The sequence below is a fragment of the Streptomyces sp. E2N166 genome (assembly GCF_003671715.1).
Classification (GTDB): Bacteria; Actinomycetota; Actinomycetes; order Streptomycetales; family Streptomycetaceae; genus Streptomyces; species Streptomyces thinghirensis.
This window is the reverse complement of sequence record NZ_RAIF01000006.1, coordinates 421772-448552: the sequence shown is the minus strand read 5'-3', so window position 1 is coordinate 448552 and position 26781 is coordinate 421772. Positions and strand designations below refer to the sequence as shown.

Genomic DNA, 26781 nt, shown 5'->3' with positions numbered 1-26781 from the left:
CATCCGAACCGCTGTCACGCCCGACCGCACCCCACGGGCGCCCAGACGGTGTTGGGCGGTCGGCTCCCGAGGGCCGGTGCCTCGCCGCTCTTCACATTTGAACGCGTTCAAATATGGGATAGGGTCGATCACGGAAGACATCGAGGCGGGGGAGGGAGCGTCCGGTGAAGATCGTGATCCCCGGGGGAACCGGGCAGGTCGGTACGGTACTGAAGCGTGCGTGGACCGCCGCCGGCCATGAGGTGGTGGTGCTCACCCGGCGGCCGCGGCGGCCGGGCGAGGTCCGGTGGGACGGCCGGACGCCGGGGGAGTGGGTCAGGGAGATCGACGGCAGCGACGTGGTCGTCAACCTGGCCGGCCGCAGCGTGAGCTGCCGCTACACCCCCGGCAACCTGAAGGCGATGATGGACTCACGCGTGGAGTCCGCGCGTGTCGTCGGCGAGGCGATCTCGGCGGCCGCCGTGCCGCCCCGCGTCTGGCTCCAGATGAGCACCGCCACCGTCTACGCCCACCGCTTCGACGCGCCCAACGACGAGGCCACCGGCCTGATCGGCGGAGCAGAACCCGGAGTTCCGGACTACTGGTCCTACAGCGTCGGCATCGCCAAGGCCTGGGAGCGCGAACAGGAGCGGGCCGGCACCCCGCACACCCGCAAGGTGGCCCTGCGCTCCGCCATGGTGATGAGCCCGGACCGGGGCGGCGTCCTGGACGTCCTGCTGTGGCTGGCGCGACTGGGGCTCGGCGGCTCCGTCGCGGGCGGTGCGCAGTACGTGTCCTGGATCCACGACCAGGACTTCGTCCGCGCGGTCGACTTCCTCGTCGGCCGCGACGACATCACCGGCCCCGTGAACCTCGCCGCGCCGGCTCCGCTGCCCCAGCGCGCGTTCATGCGCGCACTGCGCAAGGCGTGGGGCATGCCATTGGGTCTGCCCGCGACACGGTGGATGGCCGAACTCGGCGCCCTCGTCCTGCGCTCGGACACCGAGTTGCTCCTCAAGAGCCGGCGCGTCGTCCCCGGCCGGCTGCGCGAAGCGGGTTTCGCCTTCGACCACCCCGAGTGGCCCGAAGCCGCCGACGACCTCGTACGGCGGGTGCGCGGGGGCCGGCAAGGAGGGCGGCGCCCCGGACGACGTGAACGGCGCGCACCGCTGCCGGAGACCGGCGGACCGAGGCGCTGAGAAGAGGGACGCCCCGAGGCGCCCCGCTGCGAAGAGGGACGCCCCGAGGCGACCCCTCTGTGCCGAGCCGAGGCCGTCAGCGTCCCGGTTCGCCGCGGCGTGCCTCCGGCCCCGCGCACCAGGACGGCCAGGGCCCCGGCGGCCCCCACGAGGGCGAGCACGCCCAGCAGTGCACGGTCGGGGGACGCCGTCCCCGAGGCGGGACAGGCGCTGCTCCCGGCCGGGGCGACTAAGGGATGGGCACCGCCTGTCCCGTGACCCGTGTGCGCGGGTCCCGCGGGCTCACGTCGATGAGCAGGTCGCTGGGGCGGCCCATGTCCTCGCCCTGGCGGATCGCGATCGTGCCGGGCCGGGCCACCAGGCCCAGTTCACGGAGGTAACCGCCGAACGCGGCGGCGGCCGCTCCCGTCGCCGGGTCCTCCACGACACCGCCGACGGGGAAGGGGTTGCGGGCGTGGAAGCGTTCCGGCGACTCTCGCCACACCAGGTCCACCGTCGTCCAGTCGTGCCGCCGCATGACCTCGGCGAGCCCGTCGAAGTCGTAGTCGAGGTCGGCCAGTCGGGCCCGGGACGCCACGGCGAGCACCAGGTGGTCGTTGCCGCCGAACGCCACGTGCGGGGGCAGGGCGGGGTCCAGGTCGTCCGGAGCCCAGCCGAGCGCCCGGAGCGTCGAGTCCAGCTCCGTGGCGAGAGCCGGGCGGGAACGCGTCGGCACACTGGTGAGGGTGGCCCGCACCGCGCCGGCGTCGTCGGCCGTGGTGGACACGGGAATCTCGCCGGCGGGTGTGTCGAGGACGATCTCGCCGGGCCCCATCCGCTCGGCGAGGGCGACTGCCAGCGCGACCGTCGCGTGCCCGCAGAACGCCACCTCGGCGAGCGGACTGAAGTAGCGGACCCGGAAACGCCGTTCCGCCGCGTCGCCGCCGGTGACGAAGGCGGTCTCGGAGTACCCCACCTCGGCGGCGATCGCCCGCATCGCCGTGCTGTCGAGCCCGGAGGCGTCGAGGACCACCCCGGCCGGGTTCCCGCCCACCGGGTCGTGGGTGAAGGCGGAGTAGCGCAGGACCTCGGTCTCGTACGGAGGCTCGGAACGGTCTGTCATGTCGCTCGTTCCCGTCACGTCGGTGCTCATGACCCCCACGCTGCCACCCGGCCCCCATCGTGTCCAACGATCGATTTCGATACTCTCCATCGGCAAAGCGCATAGGCTGGCCCGCGTGGACACCCGACTGCTGACGACCTTCACCACACTCGCCCGTACGGGCAGCTTCACCGCGGCCGCCGCCGAACTGCACCTGGCCCAGTCCACCGTCACGGTGCACATCCGCACCCTGGAACGGGACCTCGGCGTCCGGCTCTTCGACCGCTTGCCCACCGGCGCGCTGCTCACCGACACCGGCCACCGGCTCCTGGAGCGGGCCGAGGAGGTACTCGACACCGTGGCGCGGTTGCGGGCCGCGTGCGACGACACCGGCGTCGTGTCCGGGCGGGTGGTCGTCGGCAGCCCGGAGTCCCTGTGCGCGAGCCGTCTGCCCGGCGTCGTCGCCGCCCTGCGGACGAGCCACCCCGAGGTGGACGTCCACCTGTACGCGGCCGGGACCGCGGAGTGCCTCGAAGGACTGAGGTCCGGACGGCTCGACCTGGCGCTGCTGCTGGAGGAGGAGACCGAGTTCCCCGACGTGACGGGTGACCCCGTCGGCCGCGAGCCGCTCGTCCTCGTCTCCGCTCCCGGGCACCCCCTCGCCGCCCGGGGGCACGCGGCGGGCTGGCCGGAACTGGCGGCGGAGACCTTCTTCCTCCTGGAGGAGGGCTGCTCCTACAGCGACGCGCTGGCACGGCGGTTGCTCGACGTGCCGGGCGGGCGGCCGAGGCTGACCCGGTTCGGCAGCGTGGACGCGGCGCGCAACTGCGTGGCGGCGGGGCTGGGGCTGACACTGCTGCCGCTGACCACCGTGGCGGAGGAGCTGCGACGGGGCCGGCTGGTACGGGTCGACGGGCCGCGCTTCCCCGACGCACCGGTGCGGCTGGCCCGGCACCGCCGGCGGTGGGCGGCACCGGCCGCCCAGGAGGTCGCGCAGGCACTCGTGCGGCACTTGGACGACTGAGGTCCCCGCGTCGGAACAGCCCGGGGTCGGGACAGCCCGGCCCCGCGGTCCGGTCCCTTGCCGCCGTCGACCGGAGGCCGGTGTGCGCCGGCTGCCCGGGGTGGTGGTCCGGCGACCAGGTGAGCGCCTCCGGGCCACTGGCGTGCAGCCGGCCGACGGTGAGGCCGTCGCCGTGGCCGGACAGGTCCCGCACCACGGGACCGTCCGTGACCGGGCCGGCGTCCGGGGCGGTCGTCATGCCGGAGGTGTCGAACCGCCAGTGGGCGACCGTGCCGCGCGGCATCACGGCGGCGGGGCGGGGGGTGACGACCCGGCTGTGCCAGGGCTGCTGAGGACGGGCGCCGGTCGGTCGGCGACGTCGCAGCCGGGGTCCAGCAGTGTCGAGCACGGGCGCACTGGACCTGGACCGTGCCGCTTCGTGGCCGGACGCGCCCTGACACACTGCTCACGTGTCACCCGCCCGGCCCCCAGGAGGGACTTCGCCATGACCGAGCAAACGCTGGACCGTGTCGCCCGGTACGAGCGTCGGTTCAACACGCTCTTCGCGGCGTACTTCGACTCACTGGGCGCGACGCTGGACGTGCCGTCGTTCAGCCGCTTCACCCCGGAATGCCTGGAACTGCTGCGCGACCTGTCCCTGCGCGGCGGCAAGCGGATGCGGGTGGTACTGCTCCACGAGGCCGCGCGGCTGGTGACCGACGAGCCGGCCGCAGGGCTGGACGCCGCCGCGCTGAGCGTCGAACTGCTCCAGACCCACGGTCTGGTGCACGACGACCTCATCGACGACAGCGCCACCCGCCGGGGCGGGCCCACGACCTACTACGCCTACCGGGAGCGGTTCCCCCGGCATCCGCGGGCGGCGCTGGGGCTCACCGTACTCGCGGGCGACCTCGCGCTCGCCCTCTCGCTGCGCGTGCTCCTGGACGCGGGGCTGCCGGTCGAGGTGCGTCAGGCCATGGTCGAGGTGCAGACCCGGGCCGCGGCGGACACGTTCGTGGGCCAGATCGTCGACCTGGAGCGCGACTTCACTTCCGCGGTCCCGGACGACGAGGTCCTGCACGACGTGGCCGACCACAAGTCGGCCCGCTACTCGGTCCTCGCCCCCCTGCAGCTCGGACTCCTGGCCGCGGGCGAGCAACCGGCCGCCCACGAGAAGGAGCTGCGCCGCTACGCGCGACTGGTCGGCATCTGCGGGCAGCTGCGCGACGACTACCTGGATCTGTTCGGCGACGCGTCCGCCATGGGCAAGCCGACCGGCACCGACATCCGCGAAGGCAGGCGCAGTTACACCGTCGCCCGCCTGCTGTCCGCCGTGAGCGGCGCCGAGCGCGCCGTCGTCGAGGAGGCGCTGGGCAACCCCGCCTGCACGCCGGAGACCGTCGCGGCGGTCCGCGAGATCGGCGAGCGCCGCGGGGTCGCCGACCGGATGCGGGCGGACATGCGGGAGCACGCCGAGCAGGCCCGCCTGGTGGCCGAGGGCTGGCGTCCGCGGTGGCGCGAGGAGGCGGTCGCCTTCTTCGAGAGTCTGCCGCGGTGGAGCGTCGAACGGGCCGGTTGAACCCGCGAACGTGGGCCTTGGCAGTGAACCTGGCTGTGGTGCCTCTGTCCGGTGTCCTCGTACTCGTCGGCGGACTGAACCGGCCCGTCTGACACCTGTTCCCCATGTCCCTCGAAGGGGGATTCGGGATCTTCTGCCCCGTGCGTCCGGTCATGCTCGGAGCGGATGCGTCGTTGACCAGGCGCATCCGTGACGACGCGACCCCCTGGGGGAGAAGCATGACGCACACGAGGCAACGGGGCTCGGGCCCGGACGACCAGGCGGTGCTGCTGGTCGCCGGACTCGCCCACCTGGCGGTGAGCACGATCGGCTCGGCGGTGGGCGGGCTGCGCGGGCTCCTCGGCCGTTCGGACACCACCGACCTGGTGCGGGAGGCGGAACGGGACCTCCAGGCCCGGGGCAGGCTCGCGCTGGACCGGTGCACGAACGTGCCCCCCGCCCACCTGGAGGTACTCGCCCAGCACGCCCGGGCACGGCGGGCAGCCGACGGCGGCGATGTCTGACCCCTGGGACCCGGCCGCCTTCAAGACCCGCGTCGACGGCGTCCTGCGGAGCTTCCTCGACGAGGAGGCCGGCCACCTCGTGGCCCTCGACGACGCTCTCGCACCCGTGGCCGGGCAGTTGCGGAGCGCGGCCGGGCACGGCAAACGGCTGCGGGCGGCCTTCTGCTACTGGGGCTGGCGGGCGGCCGGACAACCGGACAGCGACGCCCTGGTACGGGCGGCGGCCGCCATGGAACTGGTGCACGCCGCGGCGATCGTCCACGACGACCTCATCGACGACAGCGGCCTGCGCCACGGCCTGCCCACCGCCCATGTCGCGCTGGAAACCGTACTGACAACGGCCCCGGGCCCGGCCCGGGACGGCAGCCGGGCCCGCACGGCCGCCCGGTCCCTGGCCATGCTCGTGGGCGATCACCTGATGGCCCTCGCCGCGCAGCTCTTCACCACCAGCGGTCTCCCCGCCGCCTACCTCGCCCGCGCCCGGCACCTGTGGGCCGCGCTCGCCCGCGAACTCATCGCCGGCGAGTGCCTGGAGATCCTGCACACCGGCGGAGCACCGGACACCGCGACCTCCCTCAAGGTGGTCCGGTACAAGACCGCCAAGTACACCGTCGAGCACCCCCTGCTCATCGGCGGCCTGCTCGCCGGCGCCCCCGCCGCGCTGCGGGACACGTACTCCGCGTACGGCCTGCCGCTCGGCGAGGCCTTCCAGCTCCGTGACGACCTGCTCGGCCTGTTCGGCGACCCGGAGCGCACCGGCAAGGCCGGCCTCGACGACCTGCGCGCCCACCGGCCCACCGCACTGCTGGCCGAGACCTGGCAGGCCGCCGACGCTTCCCAGCGGGAGCGGTTGCGGCATGTGCTGGGCCGGAGCGACCTGGACGAGAACCACCTGCGCGAGGTGCGCGACCTCATGGTGGAGCTGGAGGCGCCGCAGCGGGTCGAGCGGATGATCCTCGCCCGCGTGGAGCGGGCCACCCGCGCCCTGGACGCCGCCGGGACATCACCGCAGGCGCGCCGGGCGCTGCGCGAGCTCGCACAGCGGGCCACCGACCGCGTCCACTGACGCAACCGACCGCATCCACTGACGAGGAGACCGCGATGACCTACACCGACACGTCGTTGGACGCCCTGCGCCGCGGCGGCGACGAACTGGCCGACGCCGTCGTCGCCGCCCTTTTCGACCGCGGCGAGGTCGGCAAGTTCAACGCCCTGATGCGTTACGTCTCCACCAGCGGCCAGGAACTGCCGGACGGCCTTCCCGGGGTGGCCCGGGAGTACCTGCGGGCGACCGCCGCCCCGCCGGCCTGGGTGGACTGGGCCGAGATGGAGAAGGCCCGCCTGTTCTTCATCGACAACAACGTGCACATCTCCACCGCCCTGTCGTTCGCGTCGATGCCCGCCTGCTACGTCGTCCCGCACGTCGCCAGGCTGCTGTCGGCCACCCACGGGCTGAGCTACCCCTCCAAGCGGATGGCGGAGACCGGCCAGTTCACCGTCTACCTCATGCAGCCGGACGCGTTCGAGGCCGGCGGACGCTTCGTCCCGGCCGCCCAGAAGGTACGCCTGTTGCACGCCGCCATCCGCCACCACCTGAAGCGGGAGAACCGCTGGGACACCGACACCCTAGGCGTACCGATCTGCCAGGAGGACATGATCGGCGGGCAGATGTTCTTCTCCCTGCTCGTCCTGGACAGCCTGCATCGTCTCGGCATCCACATGTCCGCCGAAGGCGCGGACGCCTACTTCTACGCCTGGCGGGTGGTCGGCGCCATCCTCGGCGTCGACCAGGCGGCGGTGCCCACCACGCTCGACGAAGGGCGGCAGTTCCTCGACCTGTACATGCTGCGCCACATGGGCCCCTCCGAGGAGGGCGCCCATCTGACGAGGCAGCTGATCGACCTGTACGAGGAAGTGGTGCCCGGCACCCTCTTCGATCCGGTCGTCTCGGCCCTGATCCGCTACCTCGTCGGGGACACGTGCGCCGACTGGCTGGACGTACCCCGCACCCGTTGGGACACCTTGGTCAAGGCCGCCCCGCGCCTCCTCGGCGTCCTGGAGACGATCGAGGACCGCTCACCCATGGGCGCGTGGGCGCTGGACCGGCTGGGCCACCTCACGACGATCCTCGAACTGTCCTCCCTCACCCGCGGACGCGTCATGCACTACGCCGTCCCCGAACAACTGAGGAAGGAGTACGGCGTCTCCGGTGCCGCCGCCCGTACCCGCCGCTGGACCCCGCCGCCCGCGACCGTCTCCTGACTCTCGGCGTGCGCGGGTGAGACCCGAGGAACGGCGCGTCAAGCGATGGAGGCCGAGATCACCGCGGAGACGGCCAGGTTGCAGGAGGCCGTCACCCACACCGCGGGGTGGGGCTCCGGCTCGACCAGCGTCTCGCCCAGCCGGCCCGGGGTGATCAGGTCGACGACCAGGAAGGCCACGGCCATCATCACGAGGCCCAGCAGCCCGAACACCGCGGTGGACACCAGGCCCTTGCCGAAGTCCTCGTACGTCGTCCAGATGGACGTGAACACGATGCCGCCGATGCCGAGCAGCGCGGAGCTGAGCACCATGGCCGCGTTGCGGTTGCGCTGCTCCCAGATCTGCCGGCCGAGCTTTCCGGGCGTCAGCACGTCGACCAGGACGATGCCGAGGACCAGGAGGACCAGGCCGAGACCGCCGTAGGCGGTGGCACGGCCGAGTCCGTTGACGATGTCGCTCATGGGGTTGCCGGCTCCGTAGCGTGAGAGATCGTGGTCGAGGCGCTGCAAAATGTAGCGCACCCGTTCGGCCCCTTGACTCCTCGGTCCGGCGATCCGGGAATCCGGCCGGACGTTGAGTCAGGAGGACGCCGCGAGTGCGCGGTTGCGGCGCACGGAGGACCAGAAGGAGGCGCCGATCAGGACCACGCCGATGAGGCCGGTGACGATCTCGTTGATCTCGTACTGGATGGTCACCAGGAGGACGGCGGCAAGGGCGCCGATGGCGTAGTGGGCGCCGTGCTCCAGGTAGACGTAGTCGTCGAGGGTGCCCTGGCGGACCAGGTAGACGGTCAGCGACCGGACGTACATGGCGCCGATGCCCAGGCCGATCGCCATCAGCACGATGTCGTTGGTGATGGCGAAGGCGCCGATGACGCCGTCGAAGGAGAAGGACGCGTCCAGGACCTCCAGGTAGAGGAACATGAAGAACGCGGCCTTACCGGTGAGGGCGACGGCCGAGCGGGGCTTGCCGGCGCGTTCGGCCTCTTCCTCGGCCGCGTGCTCGCGCTCCTCCTCCCGTTGGAGCTTCCCCTCGAAGTAACCGGAGAGACCGCCGACGACCATGTAGGTGATCAGACCGGCGACCCCGGCGAGGAGGACCGTCTCCGTCTTGTCGACGTGGGTGCCGCCGTGCTGATGGGCGTGGGCGCCCACGGTGACCGCCGCCGCGAGCAGTACGATCATGGCGATGCAGACCGACAGCATGTCGACCCTGCCGAGCTTGGCCAGCGGGCGCTCCAGCGGGCCGAGCCACTTGATCTCCCGGTCCGTGAAGACGAAGTCGAGGAAGATCATCAGGAGGAACATGCCACCGAAGGCCGCGATCGACGGATGGGCGTCCGTCACCAGCTCCTGGTAGCGCTGCTTGTCGGTGAGTGCCAGATGCACCGCGGACCAGGGGCTCAGCCGGGCGCTGATCGCCACGATCACGACCGGGAAGACCAGGCGCATGCCGAAGACGGCGATCAGGATGCCGACGGTGAGGAAGATCTTCTGCCAGAAGGCGCTCATCTTCTTCAGGATTCCGGCGTTGATCACCGCGTTGTCGAAGGACAGGGAGATCTCCAGCACGGCGAGGATGGCCACGAGGCCGAAGGCGGTCCACCCCTCGTACAGCACTCCCGCGGCCAGGCCCAGGGCAGTGACGGCGAAGGCCCAACGGAACGTCCTCAATAGCACGGGCTGCTCACTCACTCCTGTTGTCGCGCTGTGCCGGGATGTGGCTTTTCGTTGCCAGTGCCCCTCACCGACGTTGTCTACCACGATCGTTCGCCGTCACCGGGGCAGGCCGGGTACGGCACCTGGCGGTCACTGAAATGGATCGGTTCGTTTCCTTGAGGAGTTCGTGTTTACGGGAGTAGGTTCACCGCCATGACCGCATCCCGGGATCCGGCCGTCGCCGCGGAACTGCGCGGGGCCGGCCTACGCGTGACCGCCGCCCGTCTCGCGCTCCTCGAGACCGTCCGACGAGGCGATCACCTCGGCGTCGAGGCGATCGCGTCCGGGGTGCGCCTGCGCGTGGGCCACGTCTCCCTCCAGGCCGTCTACGAGGGCCTGCACGCGCTCACCGCGGCGGGACTCGTGCGCCGTATCCAACCGCCCGGCGGACCGGCGCGGTTCGAGGGGCGGGTGGGGGACAACCACCACCACGTCCTGTGCCGGTCCTGCGGTGCGCTCGCCGACGTCGACTGCGCCGTCGGCGAGGCGCCCTGCCTGACCGCCTCCGACGACCACGGCTTCTCGATAGACGAGGCCGAGGTCATCTACCGGGGCTTGTGCCCCGACTGCTCCACCACCGGCAGTTCCCCAGCACCTTGATCCGCCCCGTTCGGAAGGATTCCCATGTCCGAGAACCACGACGCCATCGTGACCGACGCGAAAACCGAGGAGGCGGGTGGCTGCCCGGTCGCCCACGGACGCGCCCCGCACCCCACACAGGGAGGCGGAAACCGTCAGTGGTGGCCGGAGCGGCTCAACCTGAAGATCCTCGCCAAGAACCCGGTCGTCGCCAACCCGCTGGGTGAGGAGTTCGACTACGCCGAGGCGTTCAACGCCCTCGACCTGCCGGCCGTGAAGCGGGACATCGCCGAGGTGCTGACCACCTCGCAGGACTGGTGGCCCGCCGACTTCGGGCACTACGGTCCGCTGATGATCCGTATGGCCTGGCACAGTGCGGGCACCTACCGCATCAGCGACGGCCGCGGCGGCGCCGGCGCCGGCCAGCAGCGTTTCGCGCCGCTCAACAGCTGGCCGGACAACGGCAACCTCGACAAGGCCCGCCGCCTGCTGTGGCCCGTCAAGAAGAAGTACGGCCAGAACATCTCCTGGGCCGACCTGCTGGTCCTCACCGGCAACGTCGCCCTGGAGCAGATGGGCTTCGAGACCTTCGGCTTCGCCGGTGGCCGCGCCGACGTCTGGGAGGCCGAGGAGGACGTCTACTGGGGTCCCGAGACGACCTGGCTCGACGACGGGCGCTACACCGGCGACCGCGAGCTGGAGAACCCGCTCGGCGCGGTCCAGATGGGCCTGATCTACGTCAACCCGGAGGGCCCGAACGGCAACCCGGACCCGATCGCCGCCGCCCGCGACATCCGCGAGACGTTCCGCCGCATGGCGATGAACGACGAGGAGACCGTCGCGCTGATCGCCGGCGGACACACCTTCGGCAAGACCCACGGCGCCGGCCCCGCCGACGCCGTCGGCGACGACCCCGAGGCCGCCGCCATGGAGGAGATGGGCCTGGGCTGGAAGAGCACCCACGGCACGGGCAAGGGCCCGGATGCCATCACCTCCGGCCTGGAGGTCACCTGGACCACGACCCCGACCCGGTGGAGCAACGGGTTCTTCAAGAACCTCTTCGAGTACGAGTACGAGCTGGAGCAGAGCCCGGCCGGCGCCAACCAGTGGGTGGCCAAGGACGCCCCGGAGATCGTCCCCGACGCGCACGACCCGTCGAAGAAGCACCGCCCGAAGATGCTCACCACCGACCTGTCGCTGCGCTACGACCCGGTCTACGAGCCGATCTCCCGCCGGTTCTACGAGAACCCGGCGGAGTTCGCGGACGCCTTCGCCCGCGCCTGGTACAAACTGACCCACCGCGACATGGGCCCGAAGTCCCTGTACCTCGGCCCGGAGGTCCCCGAGGAGACCCTGCTCTGGCAGGACCCGCTGCCCGAGGCCGAGGGCGAGGGGATCGACGCCGAGGACGTCGCGACCCTCAAGACCAAGCTCCTCGAGTCCGGTCTGTCCGTCGCGCAGCTGGTGTCCACCGCGTGGGCCTCGGCGTCCACCTTCCGCGGCAGCGACAAGCGCGGCGGTGCCAACGGCGCCCGCATCCGCCTCGAGCCGCAGCGCGGCTGGGAGGTCAACGAGCCCGACGAGCTGGCGCAGGTCCTGCGGGTCCTGGAGAGCGTCCAGCGCGAGTTCAACTCCGGCGCCGGCGCCAAGAGGGTGTCGCTGGCCGACCTGATCGTCCTCGGCGGTACCGCCGCCGTCGAGAAGGCCGCCAAGGAAGCCGGCTTCCAGGTGGAGGTTCCCTTCGCCCCGGGCCGCGTGGACGCGACGGAGGAGCACACCGACGCCGAGTCGTTCGAGGCACTCGAGCCGACCGCCGACGGGTTCCGCAACTACCACGGCAAGGGCAACCGCCTGCCGGCCGAGTTCCTGCTGCTCGACCGCGCGAACCTGCTCACCCTGAGCGCGCCCGAGATGACCGTCCTGGTGGGTGGCCTGCGCGTTCTCGGCGCCAACCACCAGCAGTCCCAGCTCGGCGCCTTCACCAGGACGCCCGGCTCGCTCACCAACGACTTCTTCGTCAACCTGCTCGACCTGGGCACCACGTGGAAGTCGACGTCCGAGGACCAGACCACGTTCGAGGGCCGCGACGCCGCCACCGGTGAGATCAAGTGGGCCGGCAGCCGCGCCGACCTGGTCTTCGGCTCGAACTCCGAGCTGCGGGCACTCGCCGAGGTCTACGCGAGCGACGACGCGAAGGAGAAGTTCGTGCACGACTTCGTCGCCGCCTGGGTCAAGGTCATGAACCTCGACCGCTTCGACCTGGTCTGACCCACCGGCGTCCGGGCCGGGCCGGCCACCCGCCCGGCCCGGACGCACCCGTACTACGCCGTCCCGCGGAAGGTGTTGCGATACGCGCGCGGTGACACACCGAGGACCTCACGGAAGTGCTGGCGCATCGCGGTCCCGGTACCGAAACCGGAACGGGCGGCGACGCGGTCGACCGGCTCGTCGCTGCGCTCCAGCAGCCGCCGGGCGTAGTCGAGGCGCTGCCGGCCGAGCCACTGCATGGGCGTCACCCCGGTCTCCTGCCGGAACCTCCGGTTGAGGGTACGCACGCTCATCGACGCCTGCCGGGCGAGTTCCTCGAGAGTGAGGGGCTCGCCCAGCCGCTGGAGCGCGTACGTACGGGCGGCGGCCGTCGAGCAGTCGTCCACCTGCTGGATCGGACGGTCGATGTACTGCGCCTGACCGCCCTCGCGATGGGGCGGCACCACGGTGCCGCGTGCCACCGTGTTCGCCACCTCCGCGCCGTGGTCGTCACGGATCATGTGCAGGCACAGATCGATCCCGGCGGCCACACCGGCCGAGGTGAGCACGCCCCGGTCGTCGGTGTAGAGCACGTCCGGATCGACGTCGACCTCCGGATACAGCGAGGCCAGTTCGGCGCACGACTTCCAGTGCGTGGTGGCCCGGCGCCCCTCCAGCGCGCCGGCCGCGGCCAGCACGAACGAACCGGTGCAGATGGAGGCCAGCCGAGCCTCCGCCGGAACCCGCTCCAGGGCCGCGCGCACCGGCGCGGCGAGCCGCCCCCGCTCCTGCGGCCCGTAGTCCTCCACGGCCGCCGGCACCACCACCGTGTCGGCGCTCTCCAGGACCTCCGGCCCGTGGGGGACGTTGACGCTGAAGTCCGTGTCGGTGGCCACCTCGCCCGGCGTGGACGCGCACGTCAGCACCGAGTACAAGGGCCGCCCGCCGTCGTCGGCGGCCGTTGTGAACAGGCGGTGCACGATCCCCAGTTCCATCGGCAGCAGTCCGGGACGTACGAACACCACCACCCGGTGCACCGTGTCGATCTTCGTGTCTCGCATGGCCAGATTATTTCACTCGCTGTCCATCCGGCCAGTGGTTTGCGTCCCGCACCCGGCGAAGGGTGGGGTACATGCGCTACCCGACCCGTCATCCCCGCGCCCTCCACGGACATCGCGCCTGGTGGGTGGCAGCCGTCACCGGAATCGCGATCGTCGTCGCCGGTGCCTTCTCCACCATGCCCGGCATCCTCCAGGGCCCGCTGCAACGCGACTTCCACTGGTCCCGCGGCTCCATCGGCCTCGCCGCGTCGCTGAACATGGTCCTGTACGGCCTCGCCGCCCCCTTCGCCGCCGCCCTGATGGACCGCTTCGGGATCCGCCGGATCGCCGTCACCGCCCTGGGCGTGGTCGCCGGGGGAGCGCTGCTCACCACCGGCATGGCCGCCGCCTGGCAGTTCACCCTCTTCTGGGGCCTCCTCGTCGGCCTGGGCACCGGAGCCCTGTCCATGACCCTCGCCACGACCGTGGCGAACCGCTGGTTCACCGAGCGCCGCGGCCTGGTCACCGGCATCCTCGCCTCGGCCGGTGTCCTCGGCCAGATGGTCTTCCTGCCCGCCCTTTCCTGGACCATCGACCACTACGACTGGCGCCCCGCCCTGGTCACCCTCGCCCTCGCCGCACTGGCCACCGCGCTCCTCGTGCGGCTCGCCCTGAGCGACCACCCCGCCGACAGCGGCCGGCGCCCCTACGGCAGCCCCGTTTTCGTCCCCAAGCCGCCGCCCGTGCCGGGCGCCGCGCGCCGCGCCGTCACCGTCCTCGGCCACGCGGCCCGCACCGGTCCCTTCTGGCTGCTCGCCGCCGCGTTCGCCGTCTGCGGGGCCTCCACCAACGGCGTCATGTGGACCCACTTCGCGCCCGCCGCCCATGACCACGGCATGCCGGTCACCACCGCGTCCACCCTGCTCGCCCTCATCGGCGTCTTCAACGTCGCCGGCACCGTCGCCGCGGGATGGCTCACCGACCGTGTCGACGCCCGCAGGCTGCTCGCCGTCGTCTTCACCCTGCGTGGCCTCCTGCTGGTGGCGCTGCCCCTGATCATGAGCGCGACCGTCACGCCGCCGATGCTGGCCTTCGTCGTCCTCTTCGGCCTCCTGGACCTCGCCACGGTGCCGCCCGTCATCGCCCTGTGCCGCCGGTTCTACGGCGATGACAGCGCCATCGTCTTCGGCTGGACCAACGCGGCCCACCAGGTCGGCGCGGCACTGGCCGCCTTCCTCGGCGGCGTCGCCCGGGACACCTTCGCCGGCTATGACCCCGTCTGGGTCGTCCTCGGCGCGGCGTGCGCCGTCGCGGCCCTCCTCGCCCTCACCGTCCGCCGTGCCGGGCCGAACCCGGCGGTGGCGCCCCTGCCGGGTCGAAATACGCCGGCCGCCCGTGGGACGCGATGCTGAGATGGCGTGATGCGGAGCGAGACGGAGACGTCAGTGGTCGTGCACCGGGGGCGGTACCAGGACGCGGTGACTCCCTGGGAGGACGAGACCTGGCGGGCCGCGGCCCTCGGCTGGGCGGCGGGCGGGCCGGCCGCCCGTGGCCTGCGGGCGACGGGGGAGCGGCGGGTACGGTTGCGGCCCTGGTCGGTCCTGGTGCGGCTGTCCGTAGGGGGCGCGGCGCGGTCTGGTTCAAGGCGAATCCGCAGGCCAGTGCCTTCGAGGGGCCGTTGACCGACGCGCTGGCCCGCTGGGTGCCGGAGTGCCGCGGTGGCCGGGGAGGGCGCCCGCTGCCTGCTGGAACTGCTCGACGAGCCGCCGGTCTAGGACGGACGGGCGGACGGGCACTGCGCGCCGTTGTCAGTGGCGGATGCGAGGCTGCGAGGCATGGATGAGGTGGAGTTCATGCGGGGCAGGGTCTACGGCGCCGACCACGACGATCCCGGGCCGCGGGCCGGACGCGTCTACGCCCAGCTGGTGGGCGGTCCCCTGGACGGTCTGCTCCTGGACGTCACCGACCTCACCGAGCGGGAGCGCGGCCGGGGAGTGTCACTGGCGACGGAGATAGGCCGCTACGGCCCAGGCGGCCGCTCCGCGTACGGCCCGAGGACGGGCGACCCCCGCCGCTTCGACTGGTGGGGTGACGTGCCCTGACGGCACGTCGGCCACCCTTCGGCTTCGCGTCCGCCTGCATTGCCTCCTGCGACTGACAGCCACACCACCCGGCAATCCGCACTTCCCGGCAGAGCGGATTACCCGTATCTCGTCGTCGCCGCCGGTGGAGTCGCGCCCCGTCGGCTTCCGGACCAATCCGCCGATCGCGCGGGGCCGGATTACCGACGTGAGTGACGAAGAGAACAAACCGCGGAATCCTGGGACAGGCACACGGCTCCGGCTGGGTGCGCTGAGCGGTCTCCTCCTGGCGCCGCCCCGGGACGTGCCGGAAGCACCAGAAGCACCAAGAGCGGCACTGCGAGGGCCCGGCGAAGGCTGGGACCGGCGCGGTTTCGTGATCGCGGCGACCGCCGCTGCCGCCGCCTCGGCCGGGGCGGGCGTACTGGGCCGGGCCCTGAACGGTACAAGTGGCCAGGAGGCCGTGGCGTCCCGCGAGAACATCGACCTGCCGCCGCCCGACTCACCCGCTCCCGCGGTGCCTCGGGGCGCACAGCTCAGGGTGGCGGGCGTCAGCCCGTTCATCATGCCCAACGGCGACTTCTACCGGGTGGACACCGCCCTGGTGGTCCCCAAGGTGGACGCCACGGCCTGGCGGTTGCGCGTCCACGGCAAGGGAGTCACCAGGGTGAACACCCTGACCTTCGTGGACCTGCTGCGTCGCGAGCTGATCGAGCGGGACATCACCCTGACCTGTGTGTCCAGCGAGTCGGTGGCCCGTACGTAGGCAACGCCCGCTGGATCGGCGTCCGGCTCGACGACCTGCTGAAGGAGTGCGGTGTCCGGCCCCCGTCGGCGGGCGGCCCCGCCGATCAGCCGGTGGCCCGCTCCGTGGACGGCATGACCCTCGGCAGCCCGGTCGAGGAGGTCGTGGACGGCCGCGACGCGATGCTCGCCGTCGGCATGAACGGCCGGCCGCTGCCGTTCGACCACGGCTTCCCCGTCCGCATGCTCGTCCCCGGCCCGTACGGCTACGTGTCCGCCTGCAAGCGGATCGAGGACATCGAGCTGACCACGTTCGACGCCTACGCCTCCTACTGGGTCAAGCGCGACTGGGCTCGCGAGGCCCCGGTCAAGACCCAGTCCCGGATCGACACCCCGAAGCCGTTCGCCCGGCCGGAGGCGGGCACGGTGATGGTGGCCGGCGTCGCCCGGGCCCAGCACCGCGGCATCGACAAGGTCGAGGTCCGCGTCGACGACGGGCCCTGGCGGGAGGCCACCCTCGCGGCCGAGGACTCGCGCGACACCTGGCGTCAGTGATCCTACGCCTGGCAGGCCGCCAAGGGCGGCCACACCCTCACCGTGCGGGCGACCGACCGCACCGGCGAGGTGCAGACCGGGAAGCGCACCCGCACCGTTCCCGACGGCGCCAGCGGACGGCACTCCGTCGTGGTGACGGTCGAGTGACTCACGGGACCGAGCATCCTTTCCCTGCTCGGCGGCGGTTCAAGGCGCCGGCGTCCGCACCCGGGCGGTGAGGAAGGCCGGTCCGGTCGGGGCCGTGGACACCGATCCGATGCACACGACACTTTGTCTCCACAGCGGAAGAAGAATCGAGATCTTGCGCGAAAGGGGTTACAGGTGCGGACCAAGGCCGCTAACTTCCTTGAAATGAACCGGTCATAGTCATCTCTCGACCGGGCTCGACGGCGCGACGGCGCGCGCCCGTACTCCCTCACGGCAGGCCTCGTACGCCTGCCGCCACCCCTCACTCTCCGGGAGAACTCTGTGCGCACGAGATCGCTCGGACACAGACGTGTCCACTCCTTACTGCCGGCCCTGGCATGTGCCATCGCCCTGGCGCTGCCGATGAGCCCGGCCGCCGCCACCCCGGCCGCCGCACCGGTTGCCACCCCGGCCGCCACCCCGGCCGACCCGGGCGGCGGGCCCGTGGCCGCGGCCGCCGAGGAGTTCCAACAGGTCACCCTCGCCAAAGGCGTGGCCGAGACGGGCGAGCCCATGACGATGGCCGTGCTGCCGGACCGCTCGGTGTTGCACACCTCGCGCGACGGCACACTCCGGCTGACCGACGCGGCGGGCACCACGAAAGTGGCGGGCAGGCTCGACGTCTACAGCCATGACGAGGAGGGCCTCCAGGGCGTCGCCGCGGACCCGGGCTTCTCCACCAACCGGTTCGTGTACCTCTACTACGCCCCCCAGCTCGACACACCGGCCGGTGACGCGCCGGCCGACGGGTCGGCGTCCGACTTCGCCCCGTTCGACGGGGTCAACCGCCTCTCCCGGTTCGTCCTGAAGGCCGACGGCGCCCTGGACCCGGGCAGCGAGAAGAAGATCCTCGACGTGCCCGCCTCCCGCGGCCTGTGCTGCCACGTCGGCGGCGACATCGACTTCGACGCGGCGGGCAACCTGTACCTGTCGACCGGCGACGACACCAACCCCTTCGCCTCGGACGGCTACACCCCCATCGACGAGCGCGCCTCGCGCAACCCCGCCTACGACGCCCAGCGTTCCTCGGGCAACACCAACGACCTGCGCGGCAAGATCCTGCGGATCAAGGTGAACGCCGACGGGTCGTACGGCATCCCGTCGGGCAACCTCTTCACGCCCGGCACCGCCAGGACCCGGCCCGAGATCTACGCCATGGGCTTCCGCAACCCCTTCCGGATGAGCGTCGACAAGGCCACGGGCACCGTCTACGTCGGCGACTACGGCCCCGACGCCGGCACCGCCAACGCCTCCCGGGGCCCCGCCGGACAGGTCGAGTTCAACCGGATCACCAAGGCCGGCAACTTCGGCTGGCCGTACTGCACTGGCGACAACGACGCCTACGTCGACCGCGACTTCGCCACCGGCGGCGCCGGCGCCGCGTTCGACTGCGCCGCGCCCCGGAACACCTCGCCGCGCAACACCGGCCTGACCGAACTGCCGCCGGCCCAGCCCGCCTGGATCCCCTACGACGGCGGCTCCGTACCGGAGTTCGGCGGCGGATCCGAGTCGCCCATGGGCGGGCCCGTCTACCGCTACGACGCGGACTCCGCCTCCGCGGTGAAGTTCCCCGAGGCGTACGACGGCGACTTCTTCGCCGGTGAGTTCGGCCGCCGGTGGATCAAGCGCATCGAGACCGGCGGAGACGGAACCGTGCAGTCCATCAACTCCTTCCCCTGGACCGGCACCCAGGTGATGGACATGGCCTTCGGACCGGACGGCGCCCTCTACGTCCTCGACTACGGCACCGGCTACTTCAACGGCGACGCCAACTCCGCCCTGTACCGCATCGAGCATGTCACCGGCGGCCACGCCCCGGTGGCCCAGGCCAAGGCGAACACCACCTCCGGCACGGCACCCCTCGCGGTGGCCTTCTCCGCCGCCGGCAGCTCCGACGCGGACGGCGACGCCCTCACCCACGCCTGGGACTTCGGCGACGGCTCGACCTCCACCGAGTCCGACCCATCCCACACGTACACCGCCAACGGCCAGTACACGGCCACCCTCAAGGTCACGGACACGACCGGCAAGTCCGCCACCGCCTCCGTGCGGATCACCGTCGGCAACACAGCGCCCACCGTGCGGATCGACCTGCCCACCGACGGGCGTGTCCACGACTTCGGCGCCGCGATCCCGTTCAAGGTGACGGTGACCGACCCCGAGGACGGCGCCGTCGACTGCGCCGAGGTGAAGGTCACCTTCATCATCGGCCACGACAGCCACGGACACCCGCAGACCTCGGCCACCGGCTGCACCGGCACCCTCCAGACCCTGGCGGACGGTGAACACGACCCGAACGCCAACATCTTCGGCGTCATCGACGCCGAGTACACCGACAACGGCGCGAACGGCCAGCCCGCCCTCACCACCCACGACCAGCACATCACCCAGCCCAGCCACCGGCAGGCCGAGCACTACGGCGACTCCGCGGGCGTCCAGGTCGTCACCCACGCCCCCGCGCACGGCGGCAGGACGGTCGGCCACATCGAGAACGGCGACTGGATCTCCTTCCAGCCGTACGCACTCGACAACACCACGGCCTTCACCGCCCGGGTCTCCTCGGCGGGCACCGGCGGGACGATCGAGGTGCGCGCCGGATCGCCGACCGGCACCCTGCTCGGCACGGCGACGGTGCCGGTGACCGGCGGCTGGGAGACCTTCCAGGACGTGACGGCCGCACTGGGCAACCAGCCGGCCGGCTCCACGACCCTCTACCTCGTCTTCAAGGGCGGCGCCGGCTCGCTGTTCGACGTGGACGAATTCTCGTTCGGCACGTCGGGAGGTGGCACCCGCACCGGTCCGGTCACCGGGGTCGACGGCAAGTGCCTGGACGTGGACAACTCGGGCACGGCCGACGGTACGGGGGTGCAGGTGTGGACGTGCAACGGGAGTGCGGCACAGGACTGGACCGTCGGCGGTGACGGGACGCTGAAGGCGCTGGGCAAGTGCCTGGACGTGTCCGGTGGCGGCAGCGCGGACGGTACGCGGATCCAGCTCTGGACGTGCAACGGCACGGGTGCGCAGAAGTGGGCGGCCCAGCCGGACGGCACGGTTCGCAATCCGCAGTCGGCCAAGTGTCTGGACGCGTCGGGCGGCACCTGGAACGACGGGACGCCCGTTCACCTGTGGACCTGCCACACCGGCCAGAACCAGAAGTGGACCTTTCCGTAGAGAGGAGGCGACCGTACATGCGCAACCATCTGACAGCGGCCCTCGGTCTGTTCGCCGGCGTCGTGCTGTGCGTGGCCCCGCAGGCCACGGCCCACCCCGGTGCCGCCGCCGGCGACACCGTCCGCACCACCACCGCCCAGGCGGGCCCGGACACCGCGGCACAGGCCGCGGCGGACCCGGCGTACAAGATCCTCGTCTTCTCCCGGACGGCGGGCTTCCGGCACTCCTCGATCGACGACGGCATCGCGGCGCTGCGCGACCTCGGCACGGCGAACAACTTCACCGTGGACGCCACCGAGGACCCGGGGACCTTCACCACCGGGAACCTCGCCCAGTACAAGGCGGTCGTCTTCCTGTCGACGACGGGCGACGTGCTGGGTGACGCCCAGCAGACGGCGTTCGAGAGCTACGTCAACGGCGGCGGCGGATATGTCGGCATCCACGCGGCGGCCGACACGGAGTACGACTGGCCCTTCTACGAGGGACTGGCCGGCGCCCTCTTCCACTCCCACCCGGCCATCCAGCCCGCCACCGTCGAGGTCGAGGACCGGGCGCACGACGCCACCGCGCACCTGGGCGGCACCTGGCAGCGGACGGACGAGTGGTACAACTACCGCACCAACCCGCGCACCACCGCCCATGTCCTGGCCTCGCTCGACGAGTCCAGCTACTCGGGCGGAAACATGAACGGCGACCACCCGATCGCCTGGTGCAAGGACTACGAGGGCGGCCGGGCCTTCTACACCGGCGGCGGCCACACCGACGAGTCCTACACCGACCCGGGCTTCCGCAGGCACCTGCTCGGCGGCGTCCGCTGGGCGGCCGGGATGACCAACGCCGACTGCCGCCCGGAGAGCGGCTACACGTCCCTGTTCGACGGCTCCGGCACCACCGGCTGGCAGCAGGCCGGCCCGGGCGGGTTCACCCTCGCCGACGGCACCCTCACCTCCCACGGCGGACTGGGCATGCTCTGGTACGCCGCCGAGGAGTTCACCGGCGACTACTCCCTCAAGCTGGACTGGAAGGCGTCCGGGGACGACAACTCCGGTGTCTTCGTGGGCTTCCCGGCCTCCGACGACCCCTGGTCGGCGGTGAACAACGGCTACGAGATCCAGATCGACGCCACGGACGCGGCCGACCGCACGACGGGCGCCGTCTACGGCTTCAAGTCGGCCGACCTCCCCGCACGCGACGCCGCGCTGAACCCGCCGGGGGAGTGGAACACGTACGAACTCCGCGTCACCGGAGAGCGCCTGGAGATCTTCCTCAACGGCGTGAAGGTCAACGACTTCACCAACACCGACCCGGCACGCAGCCTGCGACAGGGGCACATCGGACTCCAGAACCACGGAGACGGCGACGAGGTGGCCTTCCGCGACATCCGCGTCAAGCAGGACGGGACGCCGCCGACCGGTCCGCGAACGGGGCCGGTCACCGGGGTCGACGGCAAGTGCCTGGACGTGGACAACTCGGGCACGGCCGACGGTACGGGGGTGCAGGTGTGGACGTGCAACGGGAGTGCGGCACAGGACTGGACCGTCGGCGGTGACGGGACGCTGAAGGCGCTGGGCAAGTGCCTGGACGTGTCCGGTGGCGGCAGCGCGGACGGTACGCGGATCCAGCTCTGGACGTGCAACGGCACGGGTGCGCAGAAGTGGGCGGCCCAGCCGGACGGCACGGTTCGCAATCCGCAGTCGGCCAAGTGTCTGGACGCGTCGGGCGGCACCTGGAACGACGGGACGCCCGTTCACCTGTGGACCTGCCACACCGGCCAGAACCAGAAGTGGACCCTGCCCTGACCGTGCCGCGAGGTGAGTGACACCGGCCGACCGGCCGCCCGGGAAACGGGCGGCCGGTCGGTAGGCGTGACGTGGCAGGTGCCAAGCGTGGTAGCAAGCGTTTTCCGTTCGATGCCTTGACGTGTACGCGGCCCAATGAGTTCATGGGAGCGCTCCCACACCCTCGTTGTCCTTCGTGTCCGCACTACTCAGCCATGGAGTCGCCGTGCGCACAGCAAGACGCGATACACCGAAGAGCCTCCTGACCCGCCTGCTGACCGGAGTGGCCGCCCTCATCGGCCTGGTCGTCGTCGGTGCCCTCTGCCCGGCCGCCGCGCTGGCCCAGTCGCCCGGCGCCCGGGCCACCGGCCTGCACATCGATGACGGCCGGCTGCTGGAAGGCAACGGCAACGACTTCGTCATGCGCGGGGTCAACCACGCCCACACCTGGTACCCCGGCGAGACCCAGTCACTGGCGGACGTCAAGGCGCTGGGCGCCAACACCGTCCGGGTCGTCCTCTCCGACGGCCACCGCTGGAGCGAGAACAGCCCCGATGACGTGGCCGCCGTCGTCGACCAGTGCAAGGCGAACCGGCTGATCTGCGTGCTGGAGGTGCACGACACCACCGGCTACGGCGAGGACGCCGCCGCCGGCACGCTCGACCACGCCGCCGACTACTGGATCGGCCTGAAGGACGTGCTGGCCGGCGAAGAGGACTACGTCGTCGTCAACATCGGCAACGAGCCCTGGGGCAACACCGACCCCGCGGGCTGGACAGAGCCGACCATCGCGGCGATCGAGAAGCTGCGCGCCGCCGGCTTCCAGCACACGATCATGGTCGACGCGCCCAACTGGGGCCAGGACTGGCAGGGGGTGATGCGGGCCAACGCCCAGTCCGTCTACGACGCGGACCCCACCGGCAACCTGATCTTCTCGATCCACATGTACAGCGTCTACGACACCGCCCAGGAGATCACCGACTACCTGCAAGCCTTCGTCGACGCCGGACTGCCCATCCTCATCGGCGAGTTCGGCGGCCCCGCCGACCAGTGGGGCGACCCGGACGAGGACACCATGATGGCCACCGCCGAACGACTCCGCCTCGGCTACCTGGCCTGGTCCTGGAGCGGCAACACCGACCCGGTCCTCGACCTCGCCCTCGACTTCGACCCCAGCCGGCTCAGCTCCTGGGGCGAGCGCATCTTCCACGGCGCCGACGGGATCGCCCGGACCTCGAAGGAGGCCACGGTCTTCGGCGGCGACGCCCCGGACGACGCCCAGGCTCCGACGGCGCCCGGTACCCCGGTGGCGTCCGCCGTCACCGACGACTCCGTCACCCTCGGCTGGACCGCGGCCACCGACAACGTGGGCGTCACCGGGTACGACGTCGTCCGGGTCGGCGACGGCGCCGAGACCGAGGTCGCCGCCTCCACCACCAACACCGCCACCGTGACAGGCCTCACCGCCGACACCACGTACACCTTCGCCGTCTACGCCCGCGACGCGGCGGGCAACCGCTCGGCCCGCTCCGCCACCGTGGACGTCACCACCGGCGAAGGCGGCAGCACTCCCGGCACCGCCTGCTCCGTCGCCTATCGCGTCGTGGGGGAGTGGCCGGGCGGCTTCCAGGGCGAGATCAACGTCCGCAACACCGGCACCGCGCCCGTCGGCCCGTGGACGCTCGCCTTCGCCTTCGCCGACGGCCAGAGGATCACGAACATGTGGGGAGGCACCCCGGCCCAGAGCGACGGCGCGGTCAGCGTCGCCCCCGCCTCCTACACCTCCACGATCCCCGCCGGCGGCATGGTCACCCTCGGGTTCACCGGCGAGAAGGGCAGCACCAACACCGCCCCGACCGGGTTCAGCCTGAACGGCACCGCCTGCGTCACGACGTGACCGTACGGCCCCGCCGTCCGGTGCCCGCCCGGTGGCGGCCCTCCGCCGCCGGGCGGGCACCGGGCACCGGGCGGCACCGAGGTGTGGGTGCCGGGGGCGTCACCACGACACCTCGCGGACGTTGGCCTGGCTCCGCGGCTGCGTCGTCGCGGTGATCTCCGACCGGTGACGGCTCGCCGAGAAGGTCACCGTCAGCGTCTGCGGCCCGCTCTGCTCCGTACTCACCGTGAAGCCCCGGTTCGGCACCGCCGAGACCAGGCACACCCCGCTGCCGCCGAACCGCACGGTCGCCTTGCCGCCCTCGGACGGCACCGTGTAGAAACCGGCCCCGCCCTCCTCGCAGCCGGGGTCGCCCCCGCCCGTGGGAGAGGGCGGGGGTGCGGTGCGGGCGGTGGGCGTCGGTGTCGGCCTCGGCTCGGGCGGATTCTCGCTCGTACGGGACGGTGTCGGGCTGGGCTTCCGGCTGGTCGGTGACGGGCTGGGCGAGGGCTTCGCGGTCTCGGACGGTGTGGGCCGGGGGGACGCCGGCAGTTCCCTCGGCGCCGACTGCGCGACCGGCGCGGTCGGCCGGGTCGAGCCCACCACGAAGTGGATCGTGATGATGACAGCCGTGACACTGGCCGCCGTGCAGGACAGCCAGATGATCAGGTAGCGCAGGAGGCGGGACACGACACCATAGTGACGGACCGGCTAACGTGCCTGCCCATGGCCTCCGTACTTGTCGTCGAGGACGACCCCGTGATCCGGGCCGCGCTGATCGAGGTCCTGACCGGACACGGCTACGCGGTGAAGACCGCACACCAGGGTTTCGAGGCGTTGCGCGACATCACCCAGAGCCCGCCGGACATCGTGGTGCTCGACCTCGGACTGCCCGACCTCGACGGGCTGGACGTGCTGCGGATGATCCGGGGCATCTCCCGCGTTCCGGTGCTGGTCGCCACCGCCCGCGACGACGACACGGAGATCATCCGGCTGCTCAACGCCGGGGCCGACGACTACATGGTCAAGCCCTTCTCCGGCGGGCAGCTCGCCGCCCGGCTCGCCGCCGTGCTGCGCCGCTCCGTACCCGCCGACGTCCGCGCCGCGCGGCGGCCCGTCGTCCAGGTGGCCGATCTGCGCATCGACCTCACCGGGCGCACCGCACACCTCGCCGGCCGGGAACTACCTCTCACCCGCCGCGAGTTCGACCTGCTCGCCTACCTGGCCGCCAACGCCGACCAGGTCATATCCAGGCAGCGGATACTCGCCGAGGTGTGGCAGCAGCCGTACGTGGAGGACCAGACGGTGGACGTCCACCTCTCCGCACTCCGCCGCAAAATGGGGGAGAAGGCGCGAAAGCCCCGCTATCTCCACACAGTCCGCGGTATCGGCATCAAGTTGGTCAGCTCTCCATGAGACGTGCCCTCGCGGGGATCGCCCTGGCCGTCACCTCCATGGTGGCGCTGTCGTTCCTCATCCCGCTCGCCCTCCTCGTCCGCGAACAGGCCCGGGACCGGGTCACCACCGCCGCCGAGCAGCGCGCCTCGGCCCTCTCCCCGGTGCTCGCCCTCACCACCCGGCGCGCCGACGTGCAGCAGGCCGTCGCGGAGCTGGGCTCCTCCGACCAGCTCGTCGTACGGCTGCCCGACGGCGGCTTCGTCGGCACCCCGCACGCGTCCGAGGACGCGCTGGACCGGGCCGTGCGGGGGCGCGAGACGCTCGCCGTCGACACCGCGGACGGCTGGGTCTACCTCCAGCCCGTCGTCCTGCGGGGCGACCGGGTCGCGGTCGTGGAGGCCTACGTGCCCGCCGCGGACCTCACCAGGGGCGTGGCCGCGTCGTGGGGAGTCATGGCCCTGCTCGCGCTGGGCCTGGTCGGCGGCTCGGTGCTCGTCGCCGACCGGCTCGGCGCCCACGTCGTCCGCTCCTCCCGCGGCCTCAAGCGCGCCTCGCTCGCCCTCGGCTCCGGCAACCTGGACGTACGGGTCGAACCGGACGGTCCGCCCGAGCTGCAGGAAGCCGGTGTGGCGTTCAACACCATGGCCGACCGGGTCGTCGACCTGCTCGCCGTCGAACGCGAACTGGTCGCCGACCTCTCGCACCGGCTGCGCACCCCGCTGACCGCCCTGTACCTGGAGGCCGACCGGATGGGCGCGACCCCGAGCGCCCGGCGGGTCACCGAAGCGGCCGGCCAGCTGGAGAGCGAGCTCGACTCGATCATCGCGGCCGCGCGCACGCCCCTGGCCGCGGTGCGGCACGGCGGTGCGGGCCCGGCCAAGCCGTGCGACGTCGCCGAGGTGGTCGCCATGCGCCTGGACTTCTGGTCGGTCCTCGCCGCCCAGCAGGGCCGGCCGTACGAGCGCTCCCTGACCCCGCGCCCGGCGCCCGTCGCCTTCCCGGAGGACGACCTCGCGGCCGTCGTCGACGCCCTGATCGGCAACGTCTTCCGGCACACCCCGCAGGGCACCGCCTTCGCCGTCCGCGTGGAGCGGGCGGAGCGACACGTGTTCCTCACGGTCGACGACGCGGGACCGGGCGTGGCGGACCCCGAGGCGGCGCTCACCCGGGGCGTCAGCGTCGGCGGCTCCACCGGCCTCGGCCTTGACATCGTGGCCCGGGCGGCCCGCGCGGCGGACGGCGAACTGACGATCACCCGCGGCCCACTGGGCGGCGCGCGGGTGCGGGTGTCGTTCGTGCTCGCCGGCGCGAGCGGCGCCGGCGGAGGGGTGCGGTGACGGGCGTCAGCGACCGGCGCCGAAGTTCTGCGTCCACCAGGGGCCGCCGTCGCCGAAGTGGACGCCGACGCCCAGCTCCTTGAAGGAGCAGTTGAGTATGTTCGCGCGGTGGCCGGGGCTCTTCATCCAGGAGTCCATCACCGACGCGGCGTCCGCCTGACCCCGGGCTATGTTCTCGCCCAGCGTGGACCACTGGTAACCGGCGGCCTCGACCCGGGTCGTCATCGTGGAGCCGTCGGGGCCCGTGTGGGACATGACACCGCTGCTCGCCATGACGTCGCTGTAGTCGTCGGCGGCACGGGTCAGCCGGTCGTTCGCGGTGACCGGCGAGCAGCCCGCCGACGCCCGTTCCTCGTTCACGAGCGCGAGCACCTGCGCCTCGGGCCCGCCGCCCCCGCCGGAACCGGAGTCCGATCCCGAGTCCGAACCCGCCCCGGTGCCGCCCGCCCCCGTGTCGCCACCGCC

Annotated in this window: 22 protein-coding genes and 2 pseudogenes; 18 read left to right on the top strand and 6 right to left on the bottom strand. The window is 72.0% G+C overall.

All coding sequences use genetic code 11. The annotated features are described in order from the left end of the window. The first annotated feature begins 164 nt into the window (after window positions 1-164). On the top strand, window positions 165-1178 hold the full coding sequence (locus EBH09_RS02330; RefSeq protein ID WP_121745357.1) for a TIGR01777 family oxidoreductase: 1014 nt from the start codon (window positions 165-167) through the stop codon (window positions 1176-1178). 229 nt (window positions 1179-1407) lie between these two features. Here EBH09_RS02330 and EBH09_RS02325 read toward each other — a convergent pair whose 3' ends face one another. Continuing rightward, on the bottom strand, window positions 1408-2310 hold the full coding sequence (locus EBH09_RS02325) for a PhzF family phenazine biosynthesis isomerase (RefSeq protein WP_121745356.1): 903 nt from the start codon (window positions 2308-2310) through the stop codon (window positions 1408-1410). A gap of 85 nt (window positions 2311-2395) precedes the next feature. Here EBH09_RS02325 and EBH09_RS02320 point away from each other — a divergent pair, with 85 nt between their 5' ends. The 5 genes from EBH09_RS02320 (at window position 2396) to EBH09_RS02295 (ending at window position 7606) form a co-directional block, all read left to right on the top strand. Next, window positions 2396-3283 carry a LysR family transcriptional regulator gene (locus EBH09_RS02320; RefSeq protein WP_121745355.1) on the top strand — a complete coding sequence of 296 codons (888 nt, stop codon included), beginning with the start codon at window positions 2396-2398 and terminating at the stop codon, window positions 3281-3283. Window positions 3284-3767: 484 nt separating this feature from the next. After that, entirely contained in the window at window positions 3768-4841 is a 1074-nt protein-coding gene (locus EBH09_RS02310; protein WP_121745354.1) for a polyprenyl synthetase family protein, read from the top strand. A gap of 218 nt (window positions 4842-5059) precedes the next feature. Beyond that, window positions 5060-5344, top strand: a complete 285-nt coding sequence (locus EBH09_RS02305) for a polyprenyl synthetase (RefSeq protein WP_121745353.1) — start codon at window positions 5060-5062, stop codon at window positions 5342-5344. Next, a complete protein-coding gene (locus tag EBH09_RS02300) occupies window positions 5337-6410 on the top strand; it encodes a polyprenyl synthetase family protein (RefSeq protein ID WP_121745352.1) in 1074 nt (357 codons plus the stop codon). Before EBH09_RS02305 ends, EBH09_RS02300 begins: the two co-directional genes overlap by 8 nt. A gap of 35 nt (window positions 6411-6445) precedes the next feature. Next, window positions 6446-7606 (top strand): oxygenase MpaB family protein, encoded by a 1161-nt coding sequence (locus tag EBH09_RS02295; RefSeq protein ID WP_121745351.1) that lies wholly within the window; start codon window positions 6446-6448, stop codon window positions 7604-7606. A gap of 38 nt (window positions 7607-7644) precedes the next feature. Here EBH09_RS02295 and EBH09_RS02290 read toward each other — a convergent pair whose 3' ends face one another. Both EBH09_RS02290 and EBH09_RS02285 read right to left on the bottom strand, forming a co-directional pair. Continuing rightward, window positions 7645-8067: a DUF350 domain-containing protein gene (locus tag EBH09_RS02290; protein ID WP_121746189.1), complete on the bottom strand. Its 423-nt coding sequence runs from the start codon at window positions 8065-8067 to the stop codon at window positions 7645-7647. Window positions 8068-8184: 117 nt separating this feature from the next. Beyond that, window positions 8185-9285 (bottom strand): DUF475 domain-containing protein, encoded by a 1101-nt coding sequence (locus tag EBH09_RS02285; RefSeq protein ID WP_121745350.1) that lies wholly within the window; start codon window positions 9283-9285, stop codon window positions 8185-8187. Window positions 9286-9477: 192 nt separating this feature from the next. Between EBH09_RS02285 and EBH09_RS02280 the strand changes: the two genes are divergently transcribed. Both EBH09_RS02280 and katG read left to right on the top strand, forming a co-directional pair. Further along, window positions 9478-9924, top strand: a complete 447-nt coding sequence (locus tag EBH09_RS02280; protein ID WP_121745349.1) for a Fur family transcriptional regulator — start codon at window positions 9478-9480, stop codon at window positions 9922-9924. Between the two features lie 24 nt (window positions 9925-9948). Beyond that, on the top strand, window positions 9949-12171 hold the full coding sequence (gene katG, locus EBH09_RS02275; RefSeq protein ID WP_121745348.1) for a catalase/peroxidase HPI: 2223 nt from the start codon (window positions 9949-9951) through the stop codon (window positions 12169-12171). Between the two features lie 53 nt (window positions 12172-12224). On the opposite strand, the gene EBH09_RS02270 is transcribed toward katG, so the two are convergent. Then, window positions 12225-13211 carry a helix-turn-helix domain-containing protein gene (locus EBH09_RS02270; protein ID WP_121745347.1) on the bottom strand — a complete coding sequence of 329 codons (987 nt, stop codon included), beginning with the start codon at window positions 13209-13211 and terminating at the stop codon, window positions 12225-12227. A 71-nt stretch (window positions 13212-13282) separates the two neighbouring features. On the opposite strand from EBH09_RS02270, the gene EBH09_RS02265 reads away from it, so the two are divergent. The 7 genes and pseudogenes from EBH09_RS02265 to EBH09_RS02235 all read left to right on the top strand — a co-directional run bounded on the left by EBH09_RS02265 (window position 13283) and on the right by EBH09_RS02235 (window position 23602). Further along, window positions 13283-14602, top strand: a complete 1320-nt coding sequence (locus tag EBH09_RS02265; protein WP_121745346.1) for an MFS transporter — start codon at window positions 13283-13285, stop codon at window positions 14600-14602. A gap of 9 nt (window positions 14603-14611) precedes the next feature. Continuing rightward, window positions 14612-14898: pseudogene (locus EBH09_RS38470) on the top strand (aminoglycoside phosphotransferase family protein); the annotation flags it as partial. A gap of 127 nt (window positions 14899-15025) precedes the next feature. After that, window positions 15026-15292 (top strand): hypothetical protein, encoded by a 267-nt coding sequence (locus EBH09_RS02255; protein WP_121745345.1) that lies wholly within the window; start codon window positions 15026-15028, stop codon window positions 15290-15292. Further along, a pseudogene (locus EBH09_RS02250) lies at window positions 15279-16717 on the top strand (molybdopterin-dependent oxidoreductase). Before EBH09_RS02255 ends, EBH09_RS02250 begins: the two are co-directional and overlap by 14 nt. Window positions 16718-17119: 402 nt before the next feature. Then, the gene (locus EBH09_RS02245; RefSeq protein ID WP_121745344.1) at window positions 17120-19927 is read left to right on the top strand and encodes a PQQ-dependent sugar dehydrogenase; all 2808 of its coding nucleotides are present in this window, start codon (window positions 17120-17122) and stop codon (window positions 19925-19927) included. 17 nt (window positions 19928-19944) lie between these two features. Continuing rightward, window positions 19945-21726 (top strand): ThuA domain-containing protein, encoded by a 1782-nt coding sequence (locus tag EBH09_RS02240; RefSeq protein WP_121745343.1) that lies wholly within the window; start codon window positions 19945-19947, stop codon window positions 21724-21726. Window positions 21727-21931: 205 nt separating this feature from the next. Further along, on the top strand, window positions 21932-23602 hold the full coding sequence (locus tag EBH09_RS02235; protein WP_121745342.1) for a cellulase family glycosylhydrolase: 1671 nt from the start codon (window positions 21932-21934) through the stop codon (window positions 23600-23602). Between the two features lie 99 nt (window positions 23603-23701). Here the strand turns inward: EBH09_RS02235 and EBH09_RS02230 are convergent, their stop codons facing one another. Then, window positions 23702-23914, bottom strand: a complete 213-nt coding sequence (locus tag EBH09_RS02230) for a hypothetical protein (RefSeq protein ID WP_121746188.1) — start codon at window positions 23912-23914, stop codon at window positions 23702-23704. 79 nt (window positions 23915-23993) lie between these two features. On the opposite strand from EBH09_RS02230, the gene EBH09_RS38465 reads away from it, so the two are divergent. From EBH09_RS38465 to EBH09_RS02215, 3 genes are read left to right on the top strand one after another with little or no spacing between them, the layout of a single operon-like run. Beyond that, window positions 23994-24254, top strand: a complete 261-nt coding sequence (locus tag EBH09_RS38465; RefSeq protein WP_238697154.1) for a hypothetical protein — start codon at window positions 23994-23996, stop codon at window positions 24252-24254. A 53-nt stretch (window positions 24255-24307) separates the two neighbouring features. Next, window positions 24308-24997, top strand: coding sequence for a response regulator transcription factor (locus EBH09_RS02220; RefSeq protein ID WP_193776072.1), 690 nt, complete (start codon window positions 24308-24310; stop codon window positions 24995-24997). Continuing rightward, window positions 24994-26316 carry a HAMP domain-containing sensor histidine kinase gene (locus EBH09_RS02215; protein WP_121745340.1) on the top strand — a complete coding sequence of 441 codons (1323 nt, stop codon included), beginning with the start codon at window positions 24994-24996 and terminating at the stop codon, window positions 26314-26316. Before EBH09_RS02220 ends, EBH09_RS02215 begins: the two co-directional genes overlap by 4 nt. Window positions 26317-26322: 6 nt before the next feature. Here EBH09_RS02215 and EBH09_RS02210 read toward each other — a convergent pair. Next, window positions 26323-26781: CAP domain-containing protein (locus EBH09_RS02210; RefSeq protein WP_193776071.1), on the bottom strand; the 459-nt coding region annotated here is incomplete at its 5' end.

Coding starts and splice junctions, on each gene's coding strand:
- EBH09_RS02325 (WP_121745356.1), bottom strand. CDS start 2,310: ATGAGCACCGACGTGACGGGAACGAGCGACATGACAGACCGTTCCGAG.
- EBH09_RS02310 (WP_121745354.1), top strand. CDS start 3,768: ATGACCGAGCAAACGCTGGACCGTGTCGCCCGGTACGAGCGTCGGTTC.
- EBH09_RS02305 (WP_121745353.1), top strand. CDS start 5,060: ATGACGCACACGAGGCAACGGGGCTCGGGCCCGGACGACCAGGCGGTG.
- EBH09_RS02300 (WP_121745352.1), top strand. CDS start 5,337: ATGTCTGACCCCTGGGACCCGGCCGCCTTCAAGACCCGCGTCGACGGC.
- EBH09_RS02295 (WP_121745351.1), top strand. CDS start 6,446: ATGACCTACACCGACACGTCGTTGGACGCCCTGCGCCGCGGCGGCGAC.
- EBH09_RS02290 (WP_121746189.1), bottom strand. CDS start 8,067: ATGAGCGACATCGTCAACGGACTCGGCCGTGCCACCGCCTACGGCGGT.
- EBH09_RS02280 (WP_121745349.1), top strand. CDS start 9,478: ATGACCGCATCCCGGGATCCGGCCGTCGCCGCGGAACTGCGCGGGGCC.
- katG (WP_121745348.1), top strand. CDS start 9,949: ATGTCCGAGAACCACGACGCCATCGTGACCGACGCGAAAACCGAGGAG.
- EBH09_RS02270 (WP_121745347.1), bottom strand. CDS start 13,211: ATGCGAGACACGAAGATCGACACGGTGCACCGGGTGGTGGTGTTCGTA.
- EBH09_RS02265 (WP_121745346.1), top strand. CDS start 13,283: ATGCGCTACCCGACCCGTCATCCCCGCGCCCTCCACGGACATCGCGCC.
- EBH09_RS02255 (WP_121745345.1), top strand. CDS start 15,026: ATGGATGAGGTGGAGTTCATGCGGGGCAGGGTCTACGGCGCCGACCAC.
- EBH09_RS02245 (WP_121745344.1), top strand. CDS start 17,120: ATGAGCCCGGCCGCCGCCACCCCGGCCGCCGCACCGGTTGCCACCCCG.
- EBH09_RS02240 (WP_121745343.1), top strand. CDS start 19,945: ATGCGCAACCATCTGACAGCGGCCCTCGGTCTGTTCGCCGGCGTCGTG.
- EBH09_RS02220 (WP_193776072.1), top strand. CDS start 24,308: ATGGCCTCCGTACTTGTCGTCGAGGACGACCCCGTGATCCGGGCCGCG.
- EBH09_RS02215 (WP_121745340.1), top strand. CDS start 24,994: ATGAGACGTGCCCTCGCGGGGATCGCCCTGGCCGTCACCTCCATGGTG.